The organism is Pseudonocardia sp. ICBG1034 (assembly GCF_020131375.1).
GTDB classification, from domain to species: domain Bacteria; phylum Actinomycetota; class Actinomycetes; order Mycobacteriales; family Pseudonocardiaceae; genus Pseudonocardia; species Pseudonocardia alni.
The window spans coordinates 1,942,560-1,963,763 of record NZ_JAHLEK010000015.1; the positions used below are offsets into that span (position 1 = coordinate 1,942,560).

At 71.2% G+C, this 21,204-nt stretch carries 13 protein-coding genes and 3 rRNA genes; 6 read left to right on the plus strand and 10 right to left on the minus strand.

Annotated elements, in window-relative coordinates; genetic code table 11:
* Positions 1-91: 91 nt before the first annotated feature.
* The 6 genes from KPF22_RS10660 to KPF22_RS10685 all read right to left on the minus strand — a co-directional run bounded on the left by KPF22_RS10660 (position 92) and on the right by KPF22_RS10685 (position 7,141).
* Positions 92-529: an MOSC domain-containing protein gene (locus KPF22_RS10660; protein ID WP_208825368.1), complete on the minus strand. Its 438-nt coding sequence runs from the start codon at positions 527-529 to the stop codon at positions 92-94.
* Positions 526-2,346 carry a glutamine--fructose-6-phosphate transaminase (isomerizing) gene (gene glmS, locus KPF22_RS10665; RefSeq protein ID WP_208825366.1) on the minus strand — a complete coding sequence of 607 codons (1,821 nt, stop codon included), beginning with the start codon at positions 2,344-2,346 and terminating at the stop codon, positions 526-528. The genes KPF22_RS10660 and glmS overlap by 4 nt, the downstream gene beginning before the upstream one ends.
* A 21-nt stretch (positions 2,347-2,367) precedes the next feature.
* Positions 2,368-2,625, minus strand: a complete 258-nt coding sequence (locus KPF22_RS10670; protein ID WP_083658930.1) for a hypothetical protein — start codon at positions 2,623-2,625, stop codon at positions 2,368-2,370.
* A gap of 62 nt (positions 2,626-2,687) precedes the next feature.
* Positions 2,688-4,574 (minus strand): maleylacetate reductase and hydroxyquinol 1,2-dioxygenase domain-containing protein, encoded by a 1,887-nt coding sequence (locus KPF22_RS10675; protein WP_224401933.1) that lies wholly within the window; start codon positions 4,572-4,574, stop codon positions 2,688-2,690.
* On the minus strand, positions 4,571-6,334 hold the full coding sequence (locus tag KPF22_RS10680) for an FAD-dependent monooxygenase (RefSeq protein WP_224401934.1): 1,764 nt from the start codon (positions 6,332-6,334) through the stop codon (positions 4,571-4,573). The genes KPF22_RS10675 and KPF22_RS10680 overlap by 4 nt, the downstream gene beginning before the upstream one ends.
* 21 nt (positions 6,335-6,355) lie before the next feature.
* Positions 6,356-7,141 carry a MerR family transcriptional regulator gene (locus KPF22_RS10685; protein ID WP_208825359.1) on the minus strand — a complete coding sequence of 262 codons (786 nt, stop codon included), beginning with the start codon at positions 7,139-7,141 and terminating at the stop codon, positions 6,356-6,358.
* Positions 7,142-7,315: 174 nt separating this feature from the next.
* Between KPF22_RS10685 and KPF22_RS10690 the strand changes: the two genes are divergently transcribed.
* Entirely contained in the window at positions 7,316-8,440 is a 1,125-nt protein-coding gene (locus KPF22_RS10690; RefSeq protein ID WP_224401935.1) for a ferredoxin reductase, read from the plus strand.
* Between the two features lie 39 nt (positions 8,441-8,479).
* Positions 8,480-9,628, plus strand: a complete 1,149-nt coding sequence (locus tag KPF22_RS10695) for a fatty acid desaturase (protein WP_224401936.1) — start codon at positions 8,480-8,482, stop codon at positions 9,626-9,628.
* 1 nt (position 9,629) lies between these two features.
* Here the strand turns inward: KPF22_RS10695 and KPF22_RS10700 are convergent, their stop codons facing one another.
* From KPF22_RS10700 to KPF22_RS10710, 3 genes are read right to left on the minus strand one after another with little or no spacing between them, the layout of a single operon-like run.
* The gene (locus KPF22_RS10700) at positions 9,630-11,408 is read right to left on the minus strand and encodes an ABC transporter permease subunit (protein WP_224401937.1); all 1,779 of its coding nucleotides are present in this window, start codon (positions 11,406-11,408) and stop codon (positions 9,630-9,632) included.
* Positions 11,405-12,928, minus strand: a complete 1,524-nt coding sequence (locus KPF22_RS10705; RefSeq protein WP_224401938.1) for an ABC transporter substrate-binding protein — start codon at positions 12,926-12,928, stop codon at positions 11,405-11,407. Before KPF22_RS10705 ends, KPF22_RS10700 begins: the two co-directional genes overlap by 4 nt.
* Positions 12,929-12,962: 34 nt before the next feature.
* Entirely contained in the window at positions 12,963-14,516 is a 1,554-nt protein-coding gene (locus KPF22_RS10710; protein ID WP_224401939.1) for an ABC transporter ATP-binding protein, read from the minus strand.
* Positions 14,517-15,033: 517 nt separating this feature from the next.
* Here KPF22_RS10710 and KPF22_RS10715 point away from each other — a divergent pair.
* The 3 genes from KPF22_RS10715 (at position 15,034) to rrf (ending at position 20,227) form a co-directional block, all read left to right on the plus strand.
* Positions 15,034-16,553: ribosomal RNA gene (locus KPF22_RS10715) — 16S ribosomal RNA — on the plus strand.
* Positions 16,554-16,885: 332 nt separating this feature from the next.
* Positions 16,886-19,968 (plus strand): 23S ribosomal RNA (locus tag KPF22_RS10720).
* 142 nt (positions 19,969-20,110) lie between these two features.
* A 5S ribosomal RNA gene (gene rrf, locus KPF22_RS10725) occupies positions 20,111-20,227 on the plus strand.
* Together the 16S, 23S and 5S rRNA genes form the textbook arrangement of a ribosomal RNA operon.
* Before the next feature lie 303 nt (positions 20,228-20,530).
* On the opposite strand, the gene KPF22_RS10730 is transcribed toward rrf, so the two are convergent.
* Positions 20,531-20,710: a hypothetical protein gene (locus KPF22_RS10730; RefSeq protein ID WP_224401940.1), complete on the minus strand. Its 180-nt coding sequence runs from the start codon at positions 20,708-20,710 to the stop codon at positions 20,531-20,533.
* Positions 20,711-20,792: 82 nt separating this feature from the next.
* On the opposite strand from KPF22_RS10730, the gene KPF22_RS10735 reads away from it, so the two are divergent.
* Entirely contained in the window at positions 20,793-21,194 is a 402-nt protein-coding gene (locus tag KPF22_RS10735; RefSeq protein ID WP_224401941.1) for a zf-HC2 domain-containing protein, read from the plus strand.
* Positions 21,195-21,204: the final 10 nt, after the last annotated feature.

Sequence of the window (21,204 nt, forward strand, 5' to 3'; positions counted from 1 at the left end):
TCCGTCACCTCTCCAACGCACGGACGGGGATCCCGTGACGGTCGGCAGGCATTCGGTGTCACCGACGGGTGACCGTCGGTGACCGGACGGGTCACGTCCCGGCGGGCATGTGCACCGGGTCGCCGACGGCGATCGCGCCGGAGGTCAGCACCCGGCAGACCGCGCCGCCGCGGTCGTGCAGCGCGCGGCGCGCCCCCGGCCCGACGGCGGTCTCCATCACCCGGCACGGTGCGGCCTTCCGCACCACCTCCAGCTCGACGTCGCCGAGCCGCAGCAGGGTGCCGGGCGTCGTCGGGACGGTGCCGTGGTCGACGGTGACGGTGCGCCGGGTGCCGCCCGAGGGCACCGGGGCGCCGAGCGCGTCGGCGGCGGCGTCGAGCTCGTCGCGGCTCTGCACCGAGATGTGCCGGTGCCGGGTGCCGAAGAACCGGTCGCCGACGACACCACTGCCCGCGACGACCTCGACCCGCTCGACGTCGTGCATCGGCGCACCCCGCTCCGCGGCCACGTGCAGCCCGAGGACCCTCACTCCACCGTCACCGACTTCGCGAGGTTCCGCGGCCGGTCCACGTCGCGTCCGAGCGCGACGGCGGCGTGCCGGGCCAGCAGCTGCAGGGGGATCCCGAGCAGGATCGGCGCCAGCTCCGGCTCGGTGCGCGGCACCCGCAGCACGGCGTCGGCGAGCCCGGCGGGCAGCTCGGCGTCGGTCACCGCGATCACCGGCCCGCCCCGGGCCCGGATCTGCTCGATCGTGCCGACGTTCTTCGCGAGCAGCTCGTCGTCGGGCACCACGACGACGCTGGGCATGTCCGGGGTGACCAGCGCCAGCGGGCCGTGCTTGAGCTCGGAGGCGGGGTAGGCCTCGGCGTGGCAGTAGGAGACCTCCTTGAGCTTCTGCGCGCCCTCCCGCGCGACCGGGCCGCAACGGGTGCGCCCGACGAAGAACATCGACGACGCGTGCGCCCACCGCTGCGCGACCGCGGCGACCGTGCCGTGGGCGGCGTCGTCGGCCAGGACGGCCTCGACGTGGCGGGGCAGCGCCGCGAGCCCGTCGAGCAGCCGCCGCCCGTCGGCCACCGAGAGGTCCCGCACCCGGCCCAGCAGCACCGCGAGCATCGCGAACGACACGCTCATGGTCGTGACGGCCTTGGTCGAGGCGACCGACACCTCCGGCCCGGAGTGCAGGAACACCCCGGCGCCGCACTCGCGGGAGATCGCCGACCCGATCACGTTCACCGCGCCGATCACCCGGCCGCCCTTGCGGCGCAGCTCCTGCACCGCGGCGAGGGTGTCGGCCGTCTCGCCGGACTGGCTGACCGCGACGTAGAGGCAGTCCGGGTCGACGACCGGGTTGCGGTGGCGGAACTCGCCGGCCGGTTCGGCCGCCGCCGGGATCCGGGCCAGCTGCTCGACCAGCCCGGCGCCGATCTCCCCGGCGTAGTACGCCGACCCGCAGCCCAGGAACAGCACCCGGCGCACCCCGCGCAGCTCGCGCGGGCTCATCCCGAGCCCGCCCAGGCGGGCGGTGGCGAACCGGGTGTCGAGCCGCCCGGCCAGCGCGCGGCGCAGCGCGTCGGGCTGCTCGGCGATCTCCTTGGCCAGGAAGTCGGGGTGCCCGCCGAGCGCGTAGTCCTCGGAGCCGGTGTCGACGGTGGTCGGGCTGATCCGGGTGGAGCCCTCGACACCGTCGGCGCGCACGGTGACGATCTCGCCGTCGTCGAGGAACACGACCTTCCGGGTGTGCCGCACGACCGCGGCCAGATCGGAGGCGACGACCATCTCGCCGTCGCCGATGCCGAGCACGATCGGGCTGCCGTTGCGCGCGACGACGATCTCGTCGGGGGTGCGGGCGTCGAGCACTGCGAGGCCGTAGGTGCCCTCGACGCCGGCGAGCGCCGTGCGCACCGCATCGGCGAGGGTCGCGGCCCCGCCGTCGAGGGCCTCGGCGACCAGGTGCGCGAGCGCCTCGGAGTCGGTGTCGCTGCGCAGCACGACCCCGCGGGCGGTGAGCGCGGCACGCAGCGCGTCGGCGTTCTCGACGATGCCGTTGTGCACGATCGCGACCCGCCCGGACGCGTCGGTGTGCGGATGCGCGTTGGCCTCGCTCGGCTCGCCGTGGGTGGCCCACCGGGTGTGCGCGACGCCCGACCGGCCCGGGGGAGGGGCGTCACCCAGCAGCGCGCGCAGGTCCTCCACCCGCCCGGCGGTGCGCCGCACCGTCACCCTCCGGCGGTGCGCCACGGCCAGGCCCGCCGAGTCGTAGCCCCGGTACTCCAGCCGGGACAGCCCGTCGAGCAGCACGCCCGCCGCCTCCCGCGGCCCCACGTAACCCACGATCCCGCACATGCACTGTCCCCCGTCGTCCGCTCAGCCGTAGACGATCCGGCGCAGCCGCCGCTGGGAGACGTCACCGGGGCCGACCACCCGCGCGGCGAGCTCGGCCGCGATCCGCGGCCAGATCTCGTCGTTGCGCCGGTCGCGGGCCTGCAGCTCGCGGTGCCGGCGGCGGACGAACTCCTCGGTGGTCTCGCCGAAGTAGGCGACGACGTCGGCGACCACGCGGGCCGCCACCGGCTCGGCGAGCCCGGTGGTGGCGGCCACGTGCCGCACGAGATCCGGATCCACGCCGCCGATCCTGACCGGCCGCGGGGCGGAGAGCCAGGAATCTGCCCGGAATCGGGCAGGGATCAGCGATCGCGGGCGATCCGGAAGGTGAACTCCAGCAGCCGCCACTCCCCGTCGGGCTCGACGCCGTCGGGCATCGGGCCGCTGCGCGGGGCGAAGTCCACGACCAGGTCCTCCTTCACACCGAACACCGTGTCCGAGTCGAGGTGCTCCCCACCGGCGACGAACAGCTGCGTGATCAGCTGCCGGTGCCCCGGCGCCTGGATGAGGAAGTGCAGGTGCGGCGCCCGGAAGGGGTGCCGTCCGGTGGCGTGCAGCATCTCCCCGACCGGTCCGTCGGCCGGGATCGGGTAGGCGGCGGGCAGGATCGAGCGGAACCGCAGCCGGCCCGCGTCGTCGGTGCGGAACCGGCCGCGCAGGACGGGGCCCTCGGTCTCGGGCAGCTGCAGGTCGTAGAAGCCGTCCTCGTCGGACTGCCAGATGTCGACGACCGCCCCGGCGACCGGCTCGTCACCGGTGTCGGTGACGACCACGTCCACCCACAGCGGGGTGCCCTTCTTCCCCGCGGAGACGTCGGTTCCCTGGTCCAGCTCCGGCGGGCCGTCGGTGTAGAACGGCCCGAGCACGGCCGAGGACGTGGTGTCCGGGGTGCGGGAGTTGGTCAGCACGTCCACCACACTGGACAGCCCGAGGGTGTCCGAGAGCAGCACGAACTCCTGGCGCCGCTCGTCGGTGAGGTGCCCGGTCCGGGTGAGGAAGTCGATCGCGGCCTGCCATTCGTCCTGGGTCAGGTCGTGCTCGCGCGCGTAGCCGTGCAGGGTGGCCGCGAGCGCGGCCATCAGGGTGCGGAGCCGCTCGTCGGGCCCGCCGAACGACGCGGTGACCTGCGCGGTCAGCGCGTCCAGGGTGGCGCGCACCGGGTCGCCCGGCCGCTCCCCGGTCCAGGCCCGCCCGAGCAGGACGCGCACGCCGTCGCGGGTCACCGGCACCGGGTTCGGGTACGGCCGGGCGACGGCCTGGTCGGCGAGCCGGTCCAGGTCGGCCTCGTCGACGCCCAGCCCGGCCAGCGACGTCGGCCCGCCCGCGGCGACGAGCAGGTCGAACACCGTCCCGGCCGGGTCCGGTCCGAGCGCCTCGGCGATCCGCGGTGCGGCGGCGGCGTTGTGGGCGATCACGTGCGGCAGCAGTACGGCGTGGGTCGGGGCGTGCGGCAGGTCCAGGGAGCCGCCGACGGTGTGGGCGAGCTTGTGCTGCAGCGCCATCCCCGCCCGGTCCAGGCAGGTCCCGGCCAGCCACGCCCCGCGGAGCAGCGCGTCGGTGTCGCCGTCGCGCAGCCCCGCGGTGAGCAGCCGCACCGACTCCAGCGCGGCGGCGTCGGTCAGCGGGTCGCGGTCGACGCTCCACAGCGCCTCGACGGCGTGTGCCAGCGCGTTCACCGCGCTCGGTACGCCCACCCGCGACGGCAGGTCGGCGACGAGCGTCGTGTCGTAGACGACGGTCTCCGGCCGGATCGCCGGGTCGGTCCGGGTGGTCTTCACCCCCGGCGTGTCCACCCCCAGCTCGCCGAGCACCGCGGTGCACTCCGAGCCCGAGTACGTCGTGGGGACGACGACCTGGTCCGCACCGGTCCGCACCGCGAGCGCCTTGGACAGCCCGATCTGCGAGCCGCCCCCGATCGCGACGACGCAGTCCGCCCCGGCCGCGGTGAACGCCGCCAGCGCCTCGTCGGTCACCGTCACCGGGGTGTGCACGGCGGCCCGGTCGAACCGTCCGGCGAGCAGCGACCCGAGCGCGGCCCGCGCCCGGTCCGCCGCGCCCGCGGGGTGGCGGCCGCCGACGAGGAACACCCGCGACCGGCCGAGCCGTGTCACCTCCGCGGCGAGGTCGTCGATCGTGCCGGGGCCGAACACCACCCGCGCGGGGGAGGGTTCGTGGACGAAGCCGGTCATGCGGTCACCTCCGGGGTCCGGTCCAGGATGCTCGCCAGCACCTCGCGCAGCGCGGCCGCCGGGTCGGCGACGAGCGCGTCGCTGCGCCAGGCGACGTGGGCGTCGGGGCGGACGAGGACGCAGCCGTCCTCGCCGACCTCGCGCAGCCGGGCCCAGTCGTCGTAGAGGTCGGTGTGCTCGCGGCCCGGGCCGACCACGTGCGCGGCCAGGTCGATCCCCAGCTCGGCGGCGACGGTGTCCGCGGCCGTGGCCCAGGTGCCGCCCGCGATGCCGGTGAGCAGCGCGAACCGGCCCTTGCCGGTGATGTCGTGGGTGGAGACCCGGTGCCCGTCGCGGCCCAGCCAGCAGTGCGGCAGCCGGTGCCCGGGCCGGGTCGTCGGCCGGTAGAACAGCTCCGGGTCGCGCTCGGGCGGCGGCTCGGGAGTGCCGTCGGCGACGACGCCGGGGCCGGTGTAGGCCTGACCCATCTCGACGCCGTGCGCGTTGAACTCGTAGTCCTTGGCCTCCAGCGCCGCCCGCAGCTCGGCGCGCCGCCGGGCCCCGGTGGGGGAGTCGTCGGCGCGGGCCGCCATCGAGGCGCGCATGGCCTCGGGATCGGCGCCCGGGGTGAGCCCGAGCGCGGTGAAGATGGGGCCGAACTCCTCCACCGAGCGGTTGGCGCGACGCACGATCTGCTCGCCGACGGGGGCGCGCTCGGCGTCGTAGGAGTCCAGCAGCCCCGGCCCGGCGGTGCCGCGCAGCACCATCGCGAGCTTCCAGCACAGGTTGTAGGAGTCCTGGATCGAGGTGTTGGAGCCCAGCCCGTTCGACGGCGGGTGGCGGTGCACGGCGTCACCGGCGCAGAACACCCGGCCCGACCGGTAGCGGGTGGCCCACTGCTCGTTGACCGTCCACACCGAGGTCGAGCGGATCGTCACCGGCACGGAGTCGTCACCGATCAGGTCGTGGACGATCGCCGTCGCCGCGGCGTCGTCGAGCTCCGGCGGGGGACCGGCGAGGTCGTAGCCCCAGATCGCCATCCAGCGGGTCCACGGCCGCACCATGCGCAGCACGCCCATCCCGATGCCGCCGACGTCGGCACCGGGCTGCAGCACCCAGTACAGGACACTCGGCCGGTGCTCGACCAGCGCGGTGAGGTCGGCGTCGAAGACGATGTTCATGCTGCCCGCGAGCTCGCCGCGGCCGTCGAAGGGCAGGCCCGCGTCCCGGGCGACGGCGCTGCGCCCACCGTCGGCGCCGATCACGTAGCGGGCCCGGATCGTCAGCTCCGCCCCGGTGAGCCGGTCCCGCGCGGTGACGGTGACGCCGTCGTCGTCCTGGACGTGATGCAGGTACTCGGTGTCGAAGCGGACCCGGCTGCCGCGCTCGGCGGCCCGGCCCACCAGGATCGGCTCGAGGATGTTCTGGGGCAGGTCGCAGTGCGACGACGGGCTGGCCAGGGTGTAGTCGGCGCGTCGCGCGGGGTGGGTGCCCCAGGTCCGGACCCGGCCGAGCTCGTCGCCGGCGAGCGCGGTGCAGAACACCGTCTCGCCCATGAGGTGCGACGGCGTCCCCTCGGCGACGACGTCGGCCTCCACCCCCTGGTCGCGCAGGATCTCGACGGTGCGCTGGTTGGTGATGTGCGCTCGCGGGGTGTCGGCGGTCCACCGGTACTTGGTGATCACGAGGTGGTCCACGCCGAGACCGGCGAGGAACAGGGCGGCCGAGGAGCCCGCGGGCCCGCTGCCGATCACGAGGACGTCCGTCGTCACGGTGCTCACCGGCGCATCATCGTTGAAGAGTCAACGATCGTCCAGGTCCGTCGTCCGGATCCCCATCGCGCGTCCGGCCTCGGGGGAGATGTCGTCGGAGATCCGGGTGATGAAGGCGTCCATCGCGTCCTGCATGCGCGAGCGGAACGACGACAGCAGCGCCAGTGTCGCGACCGGCTGCAGCTGTTCGACGGTCTGCTGGATCCGGGGCGCGTCGCCGGCGGGCAGCCCGGCCTCGACGTGCTCGTCCCACACCTGCCGGGCGAACAGCTCGACGAACATCTCGGCGACGGCGCCGGTGTGGTCGTCGAGGCGCCGGCGCAGCCCCACCAGCGCCGCGGGCGGGATGCCCAGCCGTACGGCCTCCGCGGCGGCCCGGGCGAGGTCGGGCCGCAGGATGCGCAGCCGTCCGTGCGCCGCGGTCTCGACGACACCCGTCGCGCACAGGTGCCGGACCAGCTCGTCGGCCGACACCGCGTCCGGGTCGAGCCCGAGGTGGGTGGGCAGCTCCGTCCCGTCGACCTCGACGGGCTCCTCCGGCTGCCACGGGGCGAGCATCCCGCGGTAGAGCCGCAGCGCCTCCTCGGCGGTCCGTTCGGGGTCCTGGGTGACGAGCACCTCGATCGCCCCGAGGGAGAAGCCGCGCCGGCGCAACCCGTTGACCAGGTCCAGCCGGTCGAGGTGGGTGTCGGTGTAGCGGGCGGCCCGGCCGGCCCGCTCGCCCGGCGGGAGCAACCCGCGCGTGATGTAGGACCGCACCGTCCGCACGGTCATCCCCGCCCGGCGGGCCAGCTCCTCGATCGGGAAGTCCGCCACCCGGACGATCCTAGACAGTCGATCTCGACATCGTTGACGGAGAAACCGATGTAACGTTCCTGCAGGTCGGAAGCCGACGCCGTCCTCACTGGTGACGGGGGTGTCGCCGTCCCAACTTGCCGTCACCACCGAGATCGGGTCCGATGGTCCCCGACCGCGACGACGAGGTGGGTCATGACCGACGCCGTACTGCCGAGGGGGCTGCGCCGCGCACGCAAGGCGGCCGCCCGTTTCACCACGCCACTGCTGCCCGACGACTACCTGCTGCTGCTCAACCCGCTGTGGTCGGCGCGGGAGCTGCGCGGGCGGGTGGTGAAGGTCGTGCCCGAGACGGCCGACGCCGCGACACTGGTCATCCGCCCCGGCCTGGGGTGGTCGTTCGACCACCGCGCCGGCCAGTACGTCGGGATCGGCGTCGAGGTGGAGGGCCGATTCCACTGGCGGTCCTACTCGCTGACCTCCGAGCCGCGCCGCGACCGCAGGCACATCTCGATCACCGTGAAGGCGATGCCGGAGGGCTTCCTGTCCCGCCATCTCGTCGACGGCGTCGGGCCCGGCACGGTGGTGCGCCTGGCGCTGCCGCAGGGCGAGTTCGTGCTGCCCGACCCGCCACCGGAGCGGCTGCTGTTCCTCACCGCGGGCAGCGGCATCACCCCGATCATGGCGATGCTGCGGACCCTGGACCGTCGCGACACCGTCACCGACGTGGTGCTCGTGCACTCGGCCCCGCGCGACGGCGACGTCATCTTCGCCGACGAGCTCGACGCCCTGTCCGCGCGGCACCCGTCGTTGCGGGTGCAGCTGCACCTCACCGGTGAGCACGGCAGGCTCACCCCCGACGGGCTGGCCGAGTACTGCCCGGACTGGCGCGAGCGCAGCACCTGGGCGTGCGGCCCGGAGGCGATGCTCGACGAGGCCGAGGACCTGTGGGAGTCCGCGGGCCGGGGCGCAGCGCTGCACGTCGAGCGCTTCTCCGCGTCGTTGCGCGGGGGTGAGGCGGAGGGCGGCACGGTCACCTTCGTCCGCCGCGGTTCCGCCGCCACCTCCTCGGGCGACGGCGACGCCACCGTCGACATCGACGGCGCCACCACCCTCCTCGACGCCGGGGAGCAGGCCGGCCTCGACCTGCCCTACGGCTGCCGGATGGGCATCTGCCACACCTGCACCGTCGGCCTGCGGTCGGGCTCGGTGCGCGACCTGCGCGACGGCACCGAACGCCGCGGCGACCCCGACACCCCCGCCGAGAGGATCCAGACCTGCATCACCGCCGCCGCCGGTGACTGCGTCCTGGAGATCTGACACCGAGACCCGACACCGCTCACACCCAGGAGGAACGTCGTGGCCATCTCCGACGTCAAGGAGTTCGCCCACCTCACCGAGGCCGACGTGGAGGCGATCGGGCACGAGCTCGACGCGATCCGCGCCGACGTCGAGGAGCGTCGCGGCCAGCACGACGCCGACTACATCCGCACGATGATCACCTGGCAGCGGCGGCTGAACGTCGCCGCGCGGGTCACGCTGTTCGGCAGCCGGATCCCGCCGCTCTGGTTCGCCGGCACCGCCATTCTCTCGGTCGCGAAGATCCTGGAGAACATGGAGATCGGGCACAACGTCATGCACGGCCAGTGGGACTGGATGAACGACCCGGAGATCCACTCGTCGACGTGGGAGTGGGACAACGTGTGCCCCGCCGAGCAGTGGCGGCACTCGCACAACTACCTGCACCACACGTACACGAACGTGATCGGCAAGGACAAGGACGTCGGCTACGAGATCCTCCGGGTCCGCGCCGACCAGCCCTGGCACCCCGCCTACCTGGGGCAGCCGTTCTGGAACGTCCTGCTGATGCTGCTGTTCGAGCACGGTGTGTCGCTGCACGACCTCGACGTCGACGGCCTGCTGAAGATGCAGCTGGAGGACCCCGAGGAGTTCCGCCGCAAGCTGCTCGACGTCGGCCGCAAGCACGCCCGGCAGATGCGCAAGGACTTCCTGCTGTTCCCGCTGCTCACCGGCCCCGCCGCGGTCTCGACGCTGACCGCGAACGCCACCGCGAACGTCGTCCGCAACATCTGGTCCTACGCGATCATCTTCTGCGGGCACTTCCCCGACGGCGCCGAGGTCTTCACCGAGGAGGAGCTGGAGGGGGAGACGCGCGGCGAGTGGTACCTGCGTCAGCTGCTCGGCTCGGCCAACTTCACCGGCAACCGCCTGATGCACGTCATGTCCGGCAGCCTCGGCTACCAGATCGAGCACCACCTGTTCCCGGACCTGCCGTCGAACCGGTACCCGGAGATCGCGGTGGAGATCCGGGCGCTGTGCGAGAAGTACGACCTGCCCTACACCACGGGCCCGTTCCCGCGGCAGTTCTGGCAGGCCACACGGTCGATCTGGCGGCTGTCGCTGCCCGCCCGCGGGATCCGCGAGTCCGAGCACCGCCGGGAGCGCCGCGGGCTGCGGCGCCGCCCGGCGGCGGCCCGGGCGGCCTGACTCAGTGCGTCCGCGGTCGCCGTCCGGCGGCCGCGAGCGACACCGCCAGCACCGCGACGAGCACGAGCATCCCGGCCGGCGCCAGCACGGCCCAGGGGGCGCGCTCGACGTAGGGCATGCCGTCGGCCAGCAGCCGTCCCCACTCCGGGCTCGGCGGCTGCGGGCCGAGGCCGAGGAACCCGAGCGAGGCCAGCGCGAGCGCGGTGCCCGGCAGCCGCAGCATCGCGTGCCGCACCAGCGGGCCGGCCGCGGCGGGCAGCACGTGCGCCCCGAGCGCGCGGGCGGGCCCGACGCCCAGCACGGGCAGCACCCGCACGTGCGGCTGCGCCCGGATCTCGGCCACCAGCGACGCCGTGTGCGCGGCCAGCGGCGCCCAGCTCACCAGGGCGACGCCGACCGCGGCCCCGACGGCCGACGGGCCGAGCACCGCGGCGACGACCAGACCGGCGAGCACCGGCGGCGCCGCGTTCGCGACCTCGGCGAACCCGGTCGCGATCCGTGGCGCCAGCCCGATCAGCACGCCGACGACCAGCGCCGCCAGCACGACCAGCAGCGCGGTCCCGGTGGTGAGCAGCGCCCCGTGGGCGACCCGGGCGAGCAGGTCGCGCCCGACGGCGTCGCTGCCGAGCGGAAGGGCCGCCGAGGGCGACGCCAGCCGCGGGTGGGCGGAGGTGAACGGGTCGCGCGGCAGCCCGGCGAGCACGACGAGCGCGAGCACCCCGCCCGCGACCCCGGGCACGACCCAGCGGGAGCGGCGCACCGCCGTCACCGCGGTGGGGACGGGCACGTCGCCGGTGCGGGCGGCCCGGCCGAGCACCGCCCGGCGGGCGGCCCCCGCCCCGGCGCCGGCGAGCACGGCGACGGCGAGCAGGGCCAGCACCCCGCCCTGCAGCAGCGGTAGGTCCAGGGTGGCCGCGGCGCCGAGGGTCGTGCGCCCGAGCCCGGGCACGGCGAAGACCTGCTCGACGGCGACGGCCCCGCCGGTGAGCCCGACCAGCACCAGCCCGATCTGGGGCAGCACCGGCGCGGTCGCGCGGCGCAGCACCGCCGCGGCGGTGCGCCGGCGCGGCAGCCCGGCGGTCTGCCAGGTGCCGACCCACGGTTCGGTCGCCGCGGACGCGACGGACTCGGCGAGCAGGCGTCCGACCAGGCCGCCGGCGGGCAGGCCCAGCGCCAGCGCGGGCAGGACCGCGTACTGCGGGCCCGCCCAGCCGTAGGGGGGCAGCCAGCCGAGCCAGACCGCGACGACCACCAGCAGGAACGTCGCGAGCAGGAACTCCGGCAGTGCCGTCAGCGCGGCGCCGGCCGCACCCGAGCCTCCCGCCGTCCCGGCCCGCGCGCCGCGCACACCGCGGCGCAGGGCCGGGACGACCAGCACCGCCGCCACCAGCGCGGCGACGACGAGCGCGAAGCCCACCAGGGTCAGCGACACCCCGAGCCCGGACAGCACCGACCCGAGCACCGGCGCACCGGAGGCCCACGAGGTGCCCAGGTCCCCGGTCGCGACACCGGACAGCCAGCGTCCGACGACCACCCACGGCCCGGCGTCGAGCCCGAGCTCCGCGCGGATCGAGGCCAGCGCCGCCGGCGTCGCCTCCTGCTCGGCGGAGCGGGCCCGCAGCACGGCGAGCTCGGGGGAGCGCTGCGACAGCCAGGGCAGCACACCGACGCCGGCGACCACCGCGGCCCCGGCCAGCACCCGCGACAGCGCGACGACGGCGCCGTCGCGCGGCCCGGACCGCCGCGGCCGGACCGGCGCCGGGACGGCCACCGCGGTCACGGCGCCCCCAGCACCGTGTCCGTGGTGACCAGATCGCGTTCGCGGGGGTCGCGGGCGACCCCGTCGACGCGCGCGGACTCGCCCTGGATCACCCGCTCGTGCAGCAGCGGGACGGCGGCGTCGGCGGCGAGGACGGCGGCCTCGGCGCGGGCGGTCGCGGCGCGGCGCTCCGGTCCGGCCTCGGTGGCCGCGGCGCGCTCCAGCGCGGCCTGCACACCCGGGTCGCAGAACTGGGAGATGTTGAACCCGCCGCCGCAGCCGAAGTCGCTGGCCAGGTAGGCGACGGGGTCGCCGGAGTCGAGCACGGTCGCGCGGGACAGCACGAACGCGTCGAACGCGCCGTCGAGCGCGTCGGCCTCGATCGCCGCGTACTCGCGCACGTCCTGGGTGACGACGAACCCTGCCGCCTCCAGCTGCTGCTCCAGCAGCACCGCGACCTCGGGCAGCTCGCTGCGGTCGGTGAAGGTGCCCAGCGTGATCGGCACGCCGCGCACCGCCGCGGGCGCGGGGCGGGCGGCGAGCGCCTGCGCGTAGGAGGGGTCGTCGCGCAGCGGCGCGGCCCACGGCAGCGCGGGCCCGAGCAGGCCCTGCGCGACGTCGGCGCGTCCCTCGTAGGCGCTCGCGACCAGCGCGGCGCGGTCGACGGCGGCACGGGCGGCGGCGCGCACGGCGGGGTCGGCGAACGGCCCCCGGGCGGTGTTCAGGTAGAGCGTGTTGGTGCGCGGCATGGGGACCTCGTGCACCAGCGCGGGGTCGAGCAGCGGGTACTGGCCGGGCGGGACGGCCTCGACGACGTCGGCGGTGCCGGTGCGCAGCGCCGCCGCGCGGGCGGTGCCGTCCGGGACGAAGGTGACGTCGACGCCGGCGACGCGGGCGGGCTCGCCCCAGTAGCCGTCGTGGCGGTCGAGGGTGGCCGAGGTGGTGCCCTGCACCGCGGTGAGCCGGAACGGGCCGGAGCCGTGCCCGACCGGGTCCACGCGGTCCCCGGTGTAGGCGGCGGGGGCGAGCACGGACAGCTGCGGGCTGGACAGGCGCTGCGGGACCAGCGGGTCGGCCACACCGGTGGTGACCAGCACCGCGTCGTCGCCGTCGGCGCGGGCGGTCAGGTCGACACCGTCGAGGATCCGCGGGGGCGGCGAGGCCCGGGTCGCACGGGTGAGCACGTCCGCGACGTGCGCGGCGGTCAGCGCGGTGCCGTCGTGGAAGACGACGTCGTCGCGCAGCGTGAACCGCCAGGTCGTGGGGTCGACGCGGGACCAGGAGGTGGCGAGCATCGGCAGGGCGTCGCCGGCGGCGTCGAGCTGCACCAGGGTCTCGGCGGTGCGCCAGCGGGACAGCTTGAACGCGTCGTCGCTGAAGGGGGTCAGGCCGGAGCGGGGTGGCTGCAGCATCGCGACGGCGACGCGGTCGCCGACCGCGCCCGTCCCGCCGGTCTGCGGTGGGGCGGCGAAGCATCCGGTGAGCAGCAGCGCGGACGCTCCGAGCGCGAGGGCTGCCGCGATGCGGCGGGGTCGGGGCACAGGTGTCCTCCGGGTTCGTGGGTGGTGGGACGGTTCAGACGGACAGGGGGGCCGTGGCGCCGACGAGCGCGGCGACGGCGGGGTGCTGCGGCGCGGCGAGCAGCTCGGCGGTCGGCCGGTCCTCGACGACCAGGCCGTCGTGCAGGACGACGGTGCGCGGGCAGAGCGCCGCCGCGACCGCCAGGTCGTGCGACACCAGGAGCAGTCCGGTGCCGCGAGCGGCGCAGGTGTCGGCGAGCAGGTCGACGACCTGGTCGCGCAGCGCCGGGTCGAGCCCGCTCACCGGCTCGTCGGCGAGCAGCAGGCGCGGCCCGACGACGAGCGCGCGCGCCAGCGCGACCCGCTGGGCCTGACCCCCGGACAGCTCGCCCGGACGCCGGTCGGCCAGCGCCGCGGGCAGGCCGACGTCGTCGAGCGCGGCCGCCGCCGCACGGGTCCGCCCGGCCGCGGACCGGGTGGCCGGGCCCCCGAGGCGGCGCAGCGGTTCGGCGACGAGCTCGCGCGCGGTCATCCGCGGGTCGAGCGACCCGGCGGGGTCCTGCGGGACGTACTGCACGGCGCGGCGGAAGGCACGCAGCCGCCGCACGGGTCCGGGACGGACGTCCGCGCCGTCGGCGGTGACCGACCCCGCGTCGGCGGGCTCGAGGGCGAGCAGGATCCGGAGCAGCGTGGACTTCCCCGCCCCCGACGTCCCGGCCAGGGCGACGCGCTCGCCCGCGTGCACGGTGAGGTCGACCCCGCGCAGCGCGGGCACCGGCGCCGGGCGACGCCGTCCGGGCCCGGGGTGGACGCGGTGCAGGCCACGGGCGACGAGCAGCGGGCCACCGGGGCCGGCGGACGCCGCGGGAGCGGGCCGCCGGGTGTGTGCCGGCAGGGGAGCGGGATCGACGACGCGCCCCCCGCGCAGATGCACGGCGCGGTCGCAGAGCTCGTGTGCGGCGGCGGTGTCGTGGCTGATGAACAGCAGAGCGGTCCCGGAACCGGCCAGGCCGGACGCCAGCAGGTCGAGCACGCGCCGCCGGTTGACCGGGTCCAGGGCCGTGGTCGGCTCGTCCGCGACCAGCAGGTGCGGGCGGCAGGCCAGGGCGAGCGCCAGCTGCACGCGCTGGCGCTGCCCGCCGGACAGCTCGCCGGGATGCCCGCCCAGGACGCGGCCGGGGTCCTCGATGCCGGTCGCCGCGAGGGCCTCCCGCAGGGCCCCGGGCCGGTCGTCACCCCCGTTGGCCCGCACCGCGGCACGCAGCTGGGTCCCCACCGCCACCAGGGGATTGAGCGCGGTGCGGGTGTCCTGCCCGACGGCCGCCAGCCGGACCGCGCGGTCCCTCCGCGCGGCCGGGACCGCGCCCACGTCGGTACCGCCCAGCAGGACGCGGCCCCGCAGCGACGCGACGGCGGGGAGGCGCCCGAGCACCGCGGCAGCGGTCAGGGACTTGCCGGACCCCGACGGGCCGAGGAGCGCGACCCGCTCACCCGGTCCGACCCGCAGGCCCACCCCGTCGACGACGTCGCGACCGCCGATGGTGACCGTCAGCGCCTCGATCGCGAGCAGGGGGGTGGCGGAGCCGGGTCCGTCCGGGTGAGTCGACATCACCAGAACGATAACCACGACGGTTATCGTTTGTCCCCGATGTCCCGGTCACACGCGCCGGCCCGGTCCCGGACGGGGTGCGACGACGCCGCGCCTGCGGCCCGTCGGCCGAGCAAGCCGGGGCTGCAGCGCCACGAGCCCGCTGGCCTGCGACGATGCAGAAAACCGACCCCCCTGTGAACGGCGTCCGACGGGCCGTGTAACTTTCTTCCCGTCAGCGAGTGAGCCGGACAGAACGGGCCCTGAGGGGTTCGGTCAACAGGCCCCGCGGACAGCGACCCCCGGTGGTTCATCGAGTTTCTCGGTGTGATTGTCTTGGTGGGTCAAGGCGATCCGTCTTCAGGATCCTGCTTCCTTGTGTGGGGGTGGGTGAGTGCGGTGCGGGTGTCTTTTGAGAACTCAACAGTGTGTCGAGCTATTTTGATTCGGTTTGGCGTTTTGTGCCAAATTGTTTGTTTGGTTGCAGCATTCGATCCCGTCGGGTGTTGTGGCCAGTTGTTTGTTGCAAGTCAGGGTTTTGTTGGAGAGTTTGATCCTGGCTCAGGACGAACGCTGGCGGCGTGCTTAACACATGCAAGTCGAGCGGTAAGGCCCTTTCGGGGGTACACGAGCGGCGAACGGGTGAGTAACACGTGGGTGACCTGCCCTCCACTCTGGGATAAGCCCGGGAAACTGGGTCTAATACCGGATAGGACCACTGATCGCATGGTTGGTGGTGGAAAGTTTTTTCGGTGGGGGATGGGCCCGCGGCCTATCAGCTTGTTGGTGGGGTGATGGCCTACCAAGGCGGTGACGGGTAGCCGGCCTGAGAGGGCGACCGGCCACACTGGGACTGAGACACGGCCCAGACTCCTACGGGAGGCAGCAGTGGGGAATATTGCGCAATGGGCGGAAGCCTGACGCAGCGACGCCGCGTGGGGGATGACGGCCTTCGGGTTGTAAACCTCTTTCGCCAGGGACGAAGAGCAATTGACGGTACCTGGAGAAGAAGCACCGGCCAACTACGTGCCAGCAGCCGCGGTAACACGTAGGGTGCGAGCGTTGTCCGGAATTATTGGGCGTAAAGAGCTCGTAGGCGGTGTGTCGCGTCGGCCGTGAAAACTTGGGGCTTAACTCTGAGCGTGCGGTCGATACGGGCATCACTTGAGTTCGGCAGGGGAGACTGGAATTCCTGGTGTAGCGGTGAAATGCGCAGATATCAGGAGGAACACCGGTGGCGAAGGCGGGTCTCTGGGCCGATACTGACGCTGAGGAGCGAAAGCGTGGGGAGCGAACAGGATTAGATACCCTGGTAGTCCACGCCGTAAACGTTGGGCGCTAGGTGTGGGGACCATTCCACGGTTTCTGTGCCGCAGCTAACGCATTAAGCGCCCCGCCTGGGGAGTACGGCCGCAAGGCTAAAACTCAAAGGAATTGACGGGGGCCCGCACAAGCGGCGGAGCATGTGGATTAATTCGATGCAACGCGAAGAACCTTACCTGGGTTTGACATGCACCAGACATCCCTAGAGATAGGGCTTCCCTTGTGGTTGGTGTGCAGGTGGTGCATGGCTGTCGTCAGCTCGTGTCGTGAGATGTTGGGTTAAGTCCCGCAACGAGCGCAACCCTTGTTCCATGTTGCCAGCACGTAATGGTGGGGACTCATGGGAGACTGCCGGGGTCAACTCGGAGGAAGGTGGGGATGACGTCAAGTCATCATGCCCCTTATGTCCAGGGCTTCACACATGCTACAATGGCTCATACAGAGGGCTGCGAGACCGTGAGGTGGAGCGAATCCCTTAAAGTGAGTCTCAGTTCGGATCGGGGTCTGCAACTCGACCCCGTGAAGTTGGAGTCGCTAGTAATCGCAGATCAGCAACGCTGCGGTGAATACGTTCCCGGGCCTTGTACACACCGCCCGTCACGTCACGAAAGTTGGTAACACCCGAAGCCGGCGGCCCAACCCTTGTGGAGGGAGCTGTCGAAGGTGGGACTGGCGATTGGGACGAAGTCGTAACAAGGTAGCCGTACCGGAAGGTGCGGCTGGATCACCTCCTTTCTAAGGAGTCCCATCATGTGGTGGGGCACCACGATGCTCTGTGAGTTGTGCTCATGGTGAGTCTGTGGTTCCTTCATTGAATCGCATTTGCGGCCTCGTTCGTGGGTCGGGTGCGTTGGGTGGAACGCAGTACGTCGGACCGTTTGGCTTGGCACACTGTTGGGTCCTGAGAAGACATCCTGTGGTTCTTCGGAGCTGGTGGGTTGTTTTCTTTGGCCGCTCAGGTCGAGGGTTGTCCTAACGCCCCGGTTGGTTCCGGGTGTGGTGGTTTCTTCTTGGTCTGGTGTGGTTGTGGGTTGAGTGTTGCATAGTGGATGCGAGCATCTTGTTGTGGTCAAGTTGTTAAGAGCACATGGTGGATGCCTGGGCATCAGGAGCCGATGAAGGACGTGGGAGGCCGCGATAGGCCTCGGGGAGCTGTCAACCGAGCTGTGATCCGAGGGTGTCCGAATGGGGAAACCCAGCGCCCGTCATGGGGCGTTACCCGTACCTGAATTCATAGGGTGCGTGGAGGGAACGTGGGGAAGTGAAACATCTCAGTACCCACAGGAAGAGAAAACAATAGTGATTCCGTGAGTAGTGGCGAGCGAAAGCGGAAGAGGCTAAACCGTGTCCGTGTCAAGCCGGCAGGCGTTGCGGGTGCGGGGTTGTGAGACGTGTCGTTCATCTTCTGCCGAGGGTGGGACAGCAGGAATCTGTGTTAGCGGAACGACTCTGGGATGGTCGGCCGTAGTGGGTGATAGCCCCGTACGCGAAAACATTGGGTTCTGTTGTGGGCGTGTTCTCGAGTAGCAGCGAGCCCGTGAAATTCGCTGTGAATCTGGCGGGACCACCCGTCAAGCCTAAATACTACCTGGTGACCGATAGCGGACAAGTACCGTGAGGGAAAGGTGAAAAGTACCCCGGGAGGGGAGTGAAATAGTACCTGAAACCGTGTGCTTACAAGCCGTCAGAGCCTTTCGGGGTGATGGCGTGCCTTTTGAAGAATGAGCCTGCGAGTTATGCTTCGTGGCGAGGTTAACCTGTGTGGGGTAGCCGTAGCGAAAGCGAGTCCGAATAGGGCGTGTGAGTCGCGGGGTGTAGACCCGAAGCGGAGTGATCTACCCATGGCCAGGGTGAAGCGTCGGTAAGACGTCGTGGAGGCCCGAACCCACCAGGGTTGAAAACCTGGGGGATGAGCTGTGGGTAGGGGTGAAAGGCCAATCAAACTTCGTGATAGCTGGTTCTCCCCGAAATGCATTTAGGTGCAGCGTCGTGTGTTTCTCACCGGAGGTAGAGCACTGGATGGCCTAGGGGGCCGACAAGCTTACCGAAGTCAGCCAAACTCCGAATGCCGGTGAGTGAGAGCGCGGCAGTGAGACTGCGGGGGATAAGCTTCGTGGTCGAGAGGGAAACAGCCCAGATCACCGGCTAAGGCCCCTAAGCGTGCGCTAAGTGGGAAAGGATGTGGGATCGCCCGGACAACCAGGAGGTTGGCTTAGAAGCAGCCACCCTTGAAAGAGTGCGTAATAGCTCACTGGTCAAGTGGTCCTGCGCCGACAATGTAGCGGGGCTCAAGCGCACCGCCGAAGCCGTGGCAATGACACTTTTGTGTTGTTGGGTAGGGGAGCGTCCTGCATCTGGTGAAGCCCGGGAGTGATTTACGGGTGGAGGGTGTGGGAGTGAGAATGCAGGCATGAGTAGCGAATGCAGAGTGAGAATCTCTGCCGCCGGATGACCAAGGGTTCCTGGGCCAGGTTGTTCCGCCCAGGGTGAGCCGGGACCTAAGGCGAGGCCGTCAGGCGTAGTCGATGGACAACGGGTTGATATTCCCGTGCTCGTGATAGTGCGTCCATGCCGAGGCTGGTGATGCTAACCATCCGAACCCACCTTCGCTCCTTCGGGAGTGTTGTTTGTGGGGGAGCGTGGGATCCGATCTGGTAGTAGGCAAGTGATGGGGTGACGCAGGAGGGTAGCTCCGCCACGCGGTGGTTGTCGTGGTGTAAGCCTGTAGCCCGAGTCCTAGGTAAATCCGGGGCTCATCAAAGGGTGAGAGGTGATGCGTAGCCGATTGAGGCGAAGAGGGTGATCCCATGCTGTCGAGAAAAGCCTCTAGCGAGTGCTGTTGCGGCCCGTACCCCAAACCGACACAGGTGGTCAGGTAGAGAATACCGAGGCGATCGAGCGAACTGTGGTTAAGGAATTCGGCAAAATACCTCCGTAACTTCGGGAGAAGGAGGGCCGGTTGTCTTGAGGCTCCTTGCGGGCTAGGGACGGCCGGTCGCAGAGACCAGGCCCAAGCGACTGTTTACTAAAAACACAGGTCCGTGCGAAGTCGCAAGACGATGTATACGGACTGACGCCTGCCCGGTGCTGGAACGTTAAGAGGACCTGTTAGCTCTTCGGGGCGAAGCGGAGAATTTAAGCGCCAGTAAACGGCGGTGGTAACTATAACCATCCTAAGGTAGCGAAATTCCTTGTCGGGTAAGTTCCGACCTGCACGAATGGCGTAACGACTTGGGCGCTGTCTCGACCACAGACTCGGCGAAATTGCACTACGAGTAAAGATGCTCGTTACGCGCGGCAGGACGGAAAGACCCCGGGACCTTTACTATAGCTTGGTATTGGTGCTCGGTTCGGCTTGTGTAGGATAGGTGGGAGACTGTGAAATCGCCACGCCAGTGGTGGTGGAGTCGTTGTTGAAATACCACTCTGGTCGAATTGGGTGTCTTAACCTCGGGCCATGATCTGGTTCAGGGACAGTGCCTGGTGGGTAGTTTAACTGGGGCGGTTGCCTCCCAAAGAGTAACGGAGGCGCCCAAAGGTTCCCTCAGCCTGGTTGGCAATCAGGTGTTGAGTGTAAGTGCACAAGGGAGCTTGACTGTGAGACTGACGGGTCGAGCAGGGACGAAAGTCGGGACTAGTGATCCGGCACCACCTTGTGGAAGGGGTGTCGCTCAACGGATAAAAGGTACCCCGGGGATAACAGGCTGATCTTGCCCAAGAGTCCATATCGACGGCATGGTTTGGCACCTCGATGTCGGCTCGTCGCATCCTGGGGCTGGAGTAGGTCCCAAGGGTTGGGCTGTTCGCCCATTAAAGCGGTACGCGAGCTGGGTTTAGAACGTCGTGAGACAGTTCGGTCCCTATCCGCCGCGCGCGTTGGAGACTTGAGGAAGGCTGTCCCTAGTACGAGAGGACCGGGACGGACGAACCTCTGGTGTGCCAGTTGTCCCGCCAGGGGCACGGCTGGTTGGCTATGTTCGGGAGGGATAACCGCTGAAGGCATCTAAGCGGGAAGCCTGTTCCAAGATGAGGTCTCCCACCACCTTCGAGTGGGTAAGGCTCCCAGTAGATGACTGGGTTGATAGGCCGGAGATGGAAGCCCTGTGAGGGGTGGAGTTGACCGGTACTAATAGGCCGAGGGCTTGCCACAACGAGTTGTTCGCATCCACTGTGTGACCCTGAGTCCACAACCATCCACACTGTCCCCGGGTACGCCCGGGGCAGGTGTGGAGTCGGTTTGTGTGCTCGACCCTCGTCCCGGGTTCGGGGTGGGGTGATAGTTGGATAGTGTTGTCGGTGGTCATTGCGGTAGGGAAACGCCCGGTCCCATTCCGAACCCGGTAGCTAAGCCTTCCAGCGCCGATGGTACTGCACTCGCCAGGGTGTGGGAGAGTAGGTCGCCGCCGACATTCAACTTTCATGGGATATGCCCCGGACCTCCGAGTCCGGGGCATTTCTCGTTTCCGGGCCGTTTCTCGGTCCGATGCGTGATACCCGGCCCGGCCCGGGTGTCGGTGTGTCCGTGGTCCGGGCGTGCCGCTCCCCCGGCGGAGTCGGGAGTCGCATCTCGGTCCGGTCCTGCTGGTGGGCCGGCCGCACCTCGCACACCTTCCTGTGACCTCGCACCCGCTGCAGGGCCTGCGAGGTCACAGAAACGTGTGCGACGTGGGATGCGCGGAGGGTGACCGGCGGGATCACAGGCGCCGCGGGCGTCAGAGATCGGCGCCCACGGCGTCGTCGACACACGAGAAGCCGTCGGCGCGCAGCAGCGCCGCGAGCTCGCGGTGGACCCGGGCCGGCCAGAGCAGACCCCCGTAGACGAGACCGGACCCGCCCGACGGGCCGCGTCGAGCGAGGTCGAGCCCTGGCCGCGCACCGTCCTCACCGCGCACGTCGTCGGTCTCGGGACGCGCGGACGGAACACAGACGGGGGTCGGGTGGAACCGGACGGGCCTCGTGTACGACAGTGACGGTATGGACTGTCAGGGCTACCGCGAGGTGCTGTCCGCCCGTCTCGACGGTGAGGCGGGCGACGACGAGCGCGCGGCGGCCGAGGACCACCTCGCCGGGTGCGCGTCCTGCCGCGTCTTCGCCGACGGCGCCGACCGGCTCGGACGGCTCGCGCGGGTCGGTCCGGCGGACCCGGTCCCCGATCTCACCGACCGGGTACTCGCCGCGCTCGGCGTCTCCGCCCCGGCACCGGCACCACCGCTCCCGGCCGTCCCACGGTTGAGCTGCCTCGACGGCGGCTGCTGCAGCGGGTCGGCGGGACATGACCCGGTGGGCGCGGCGACCTCGGCCTGCGGGTGCGCGAGTACCTGCGGCTGCGGCTGCCAGCAGGGCGCGCCCTGCCGCTGCGCCGTGCGCGCCGCCTAGGGGAGCGGTG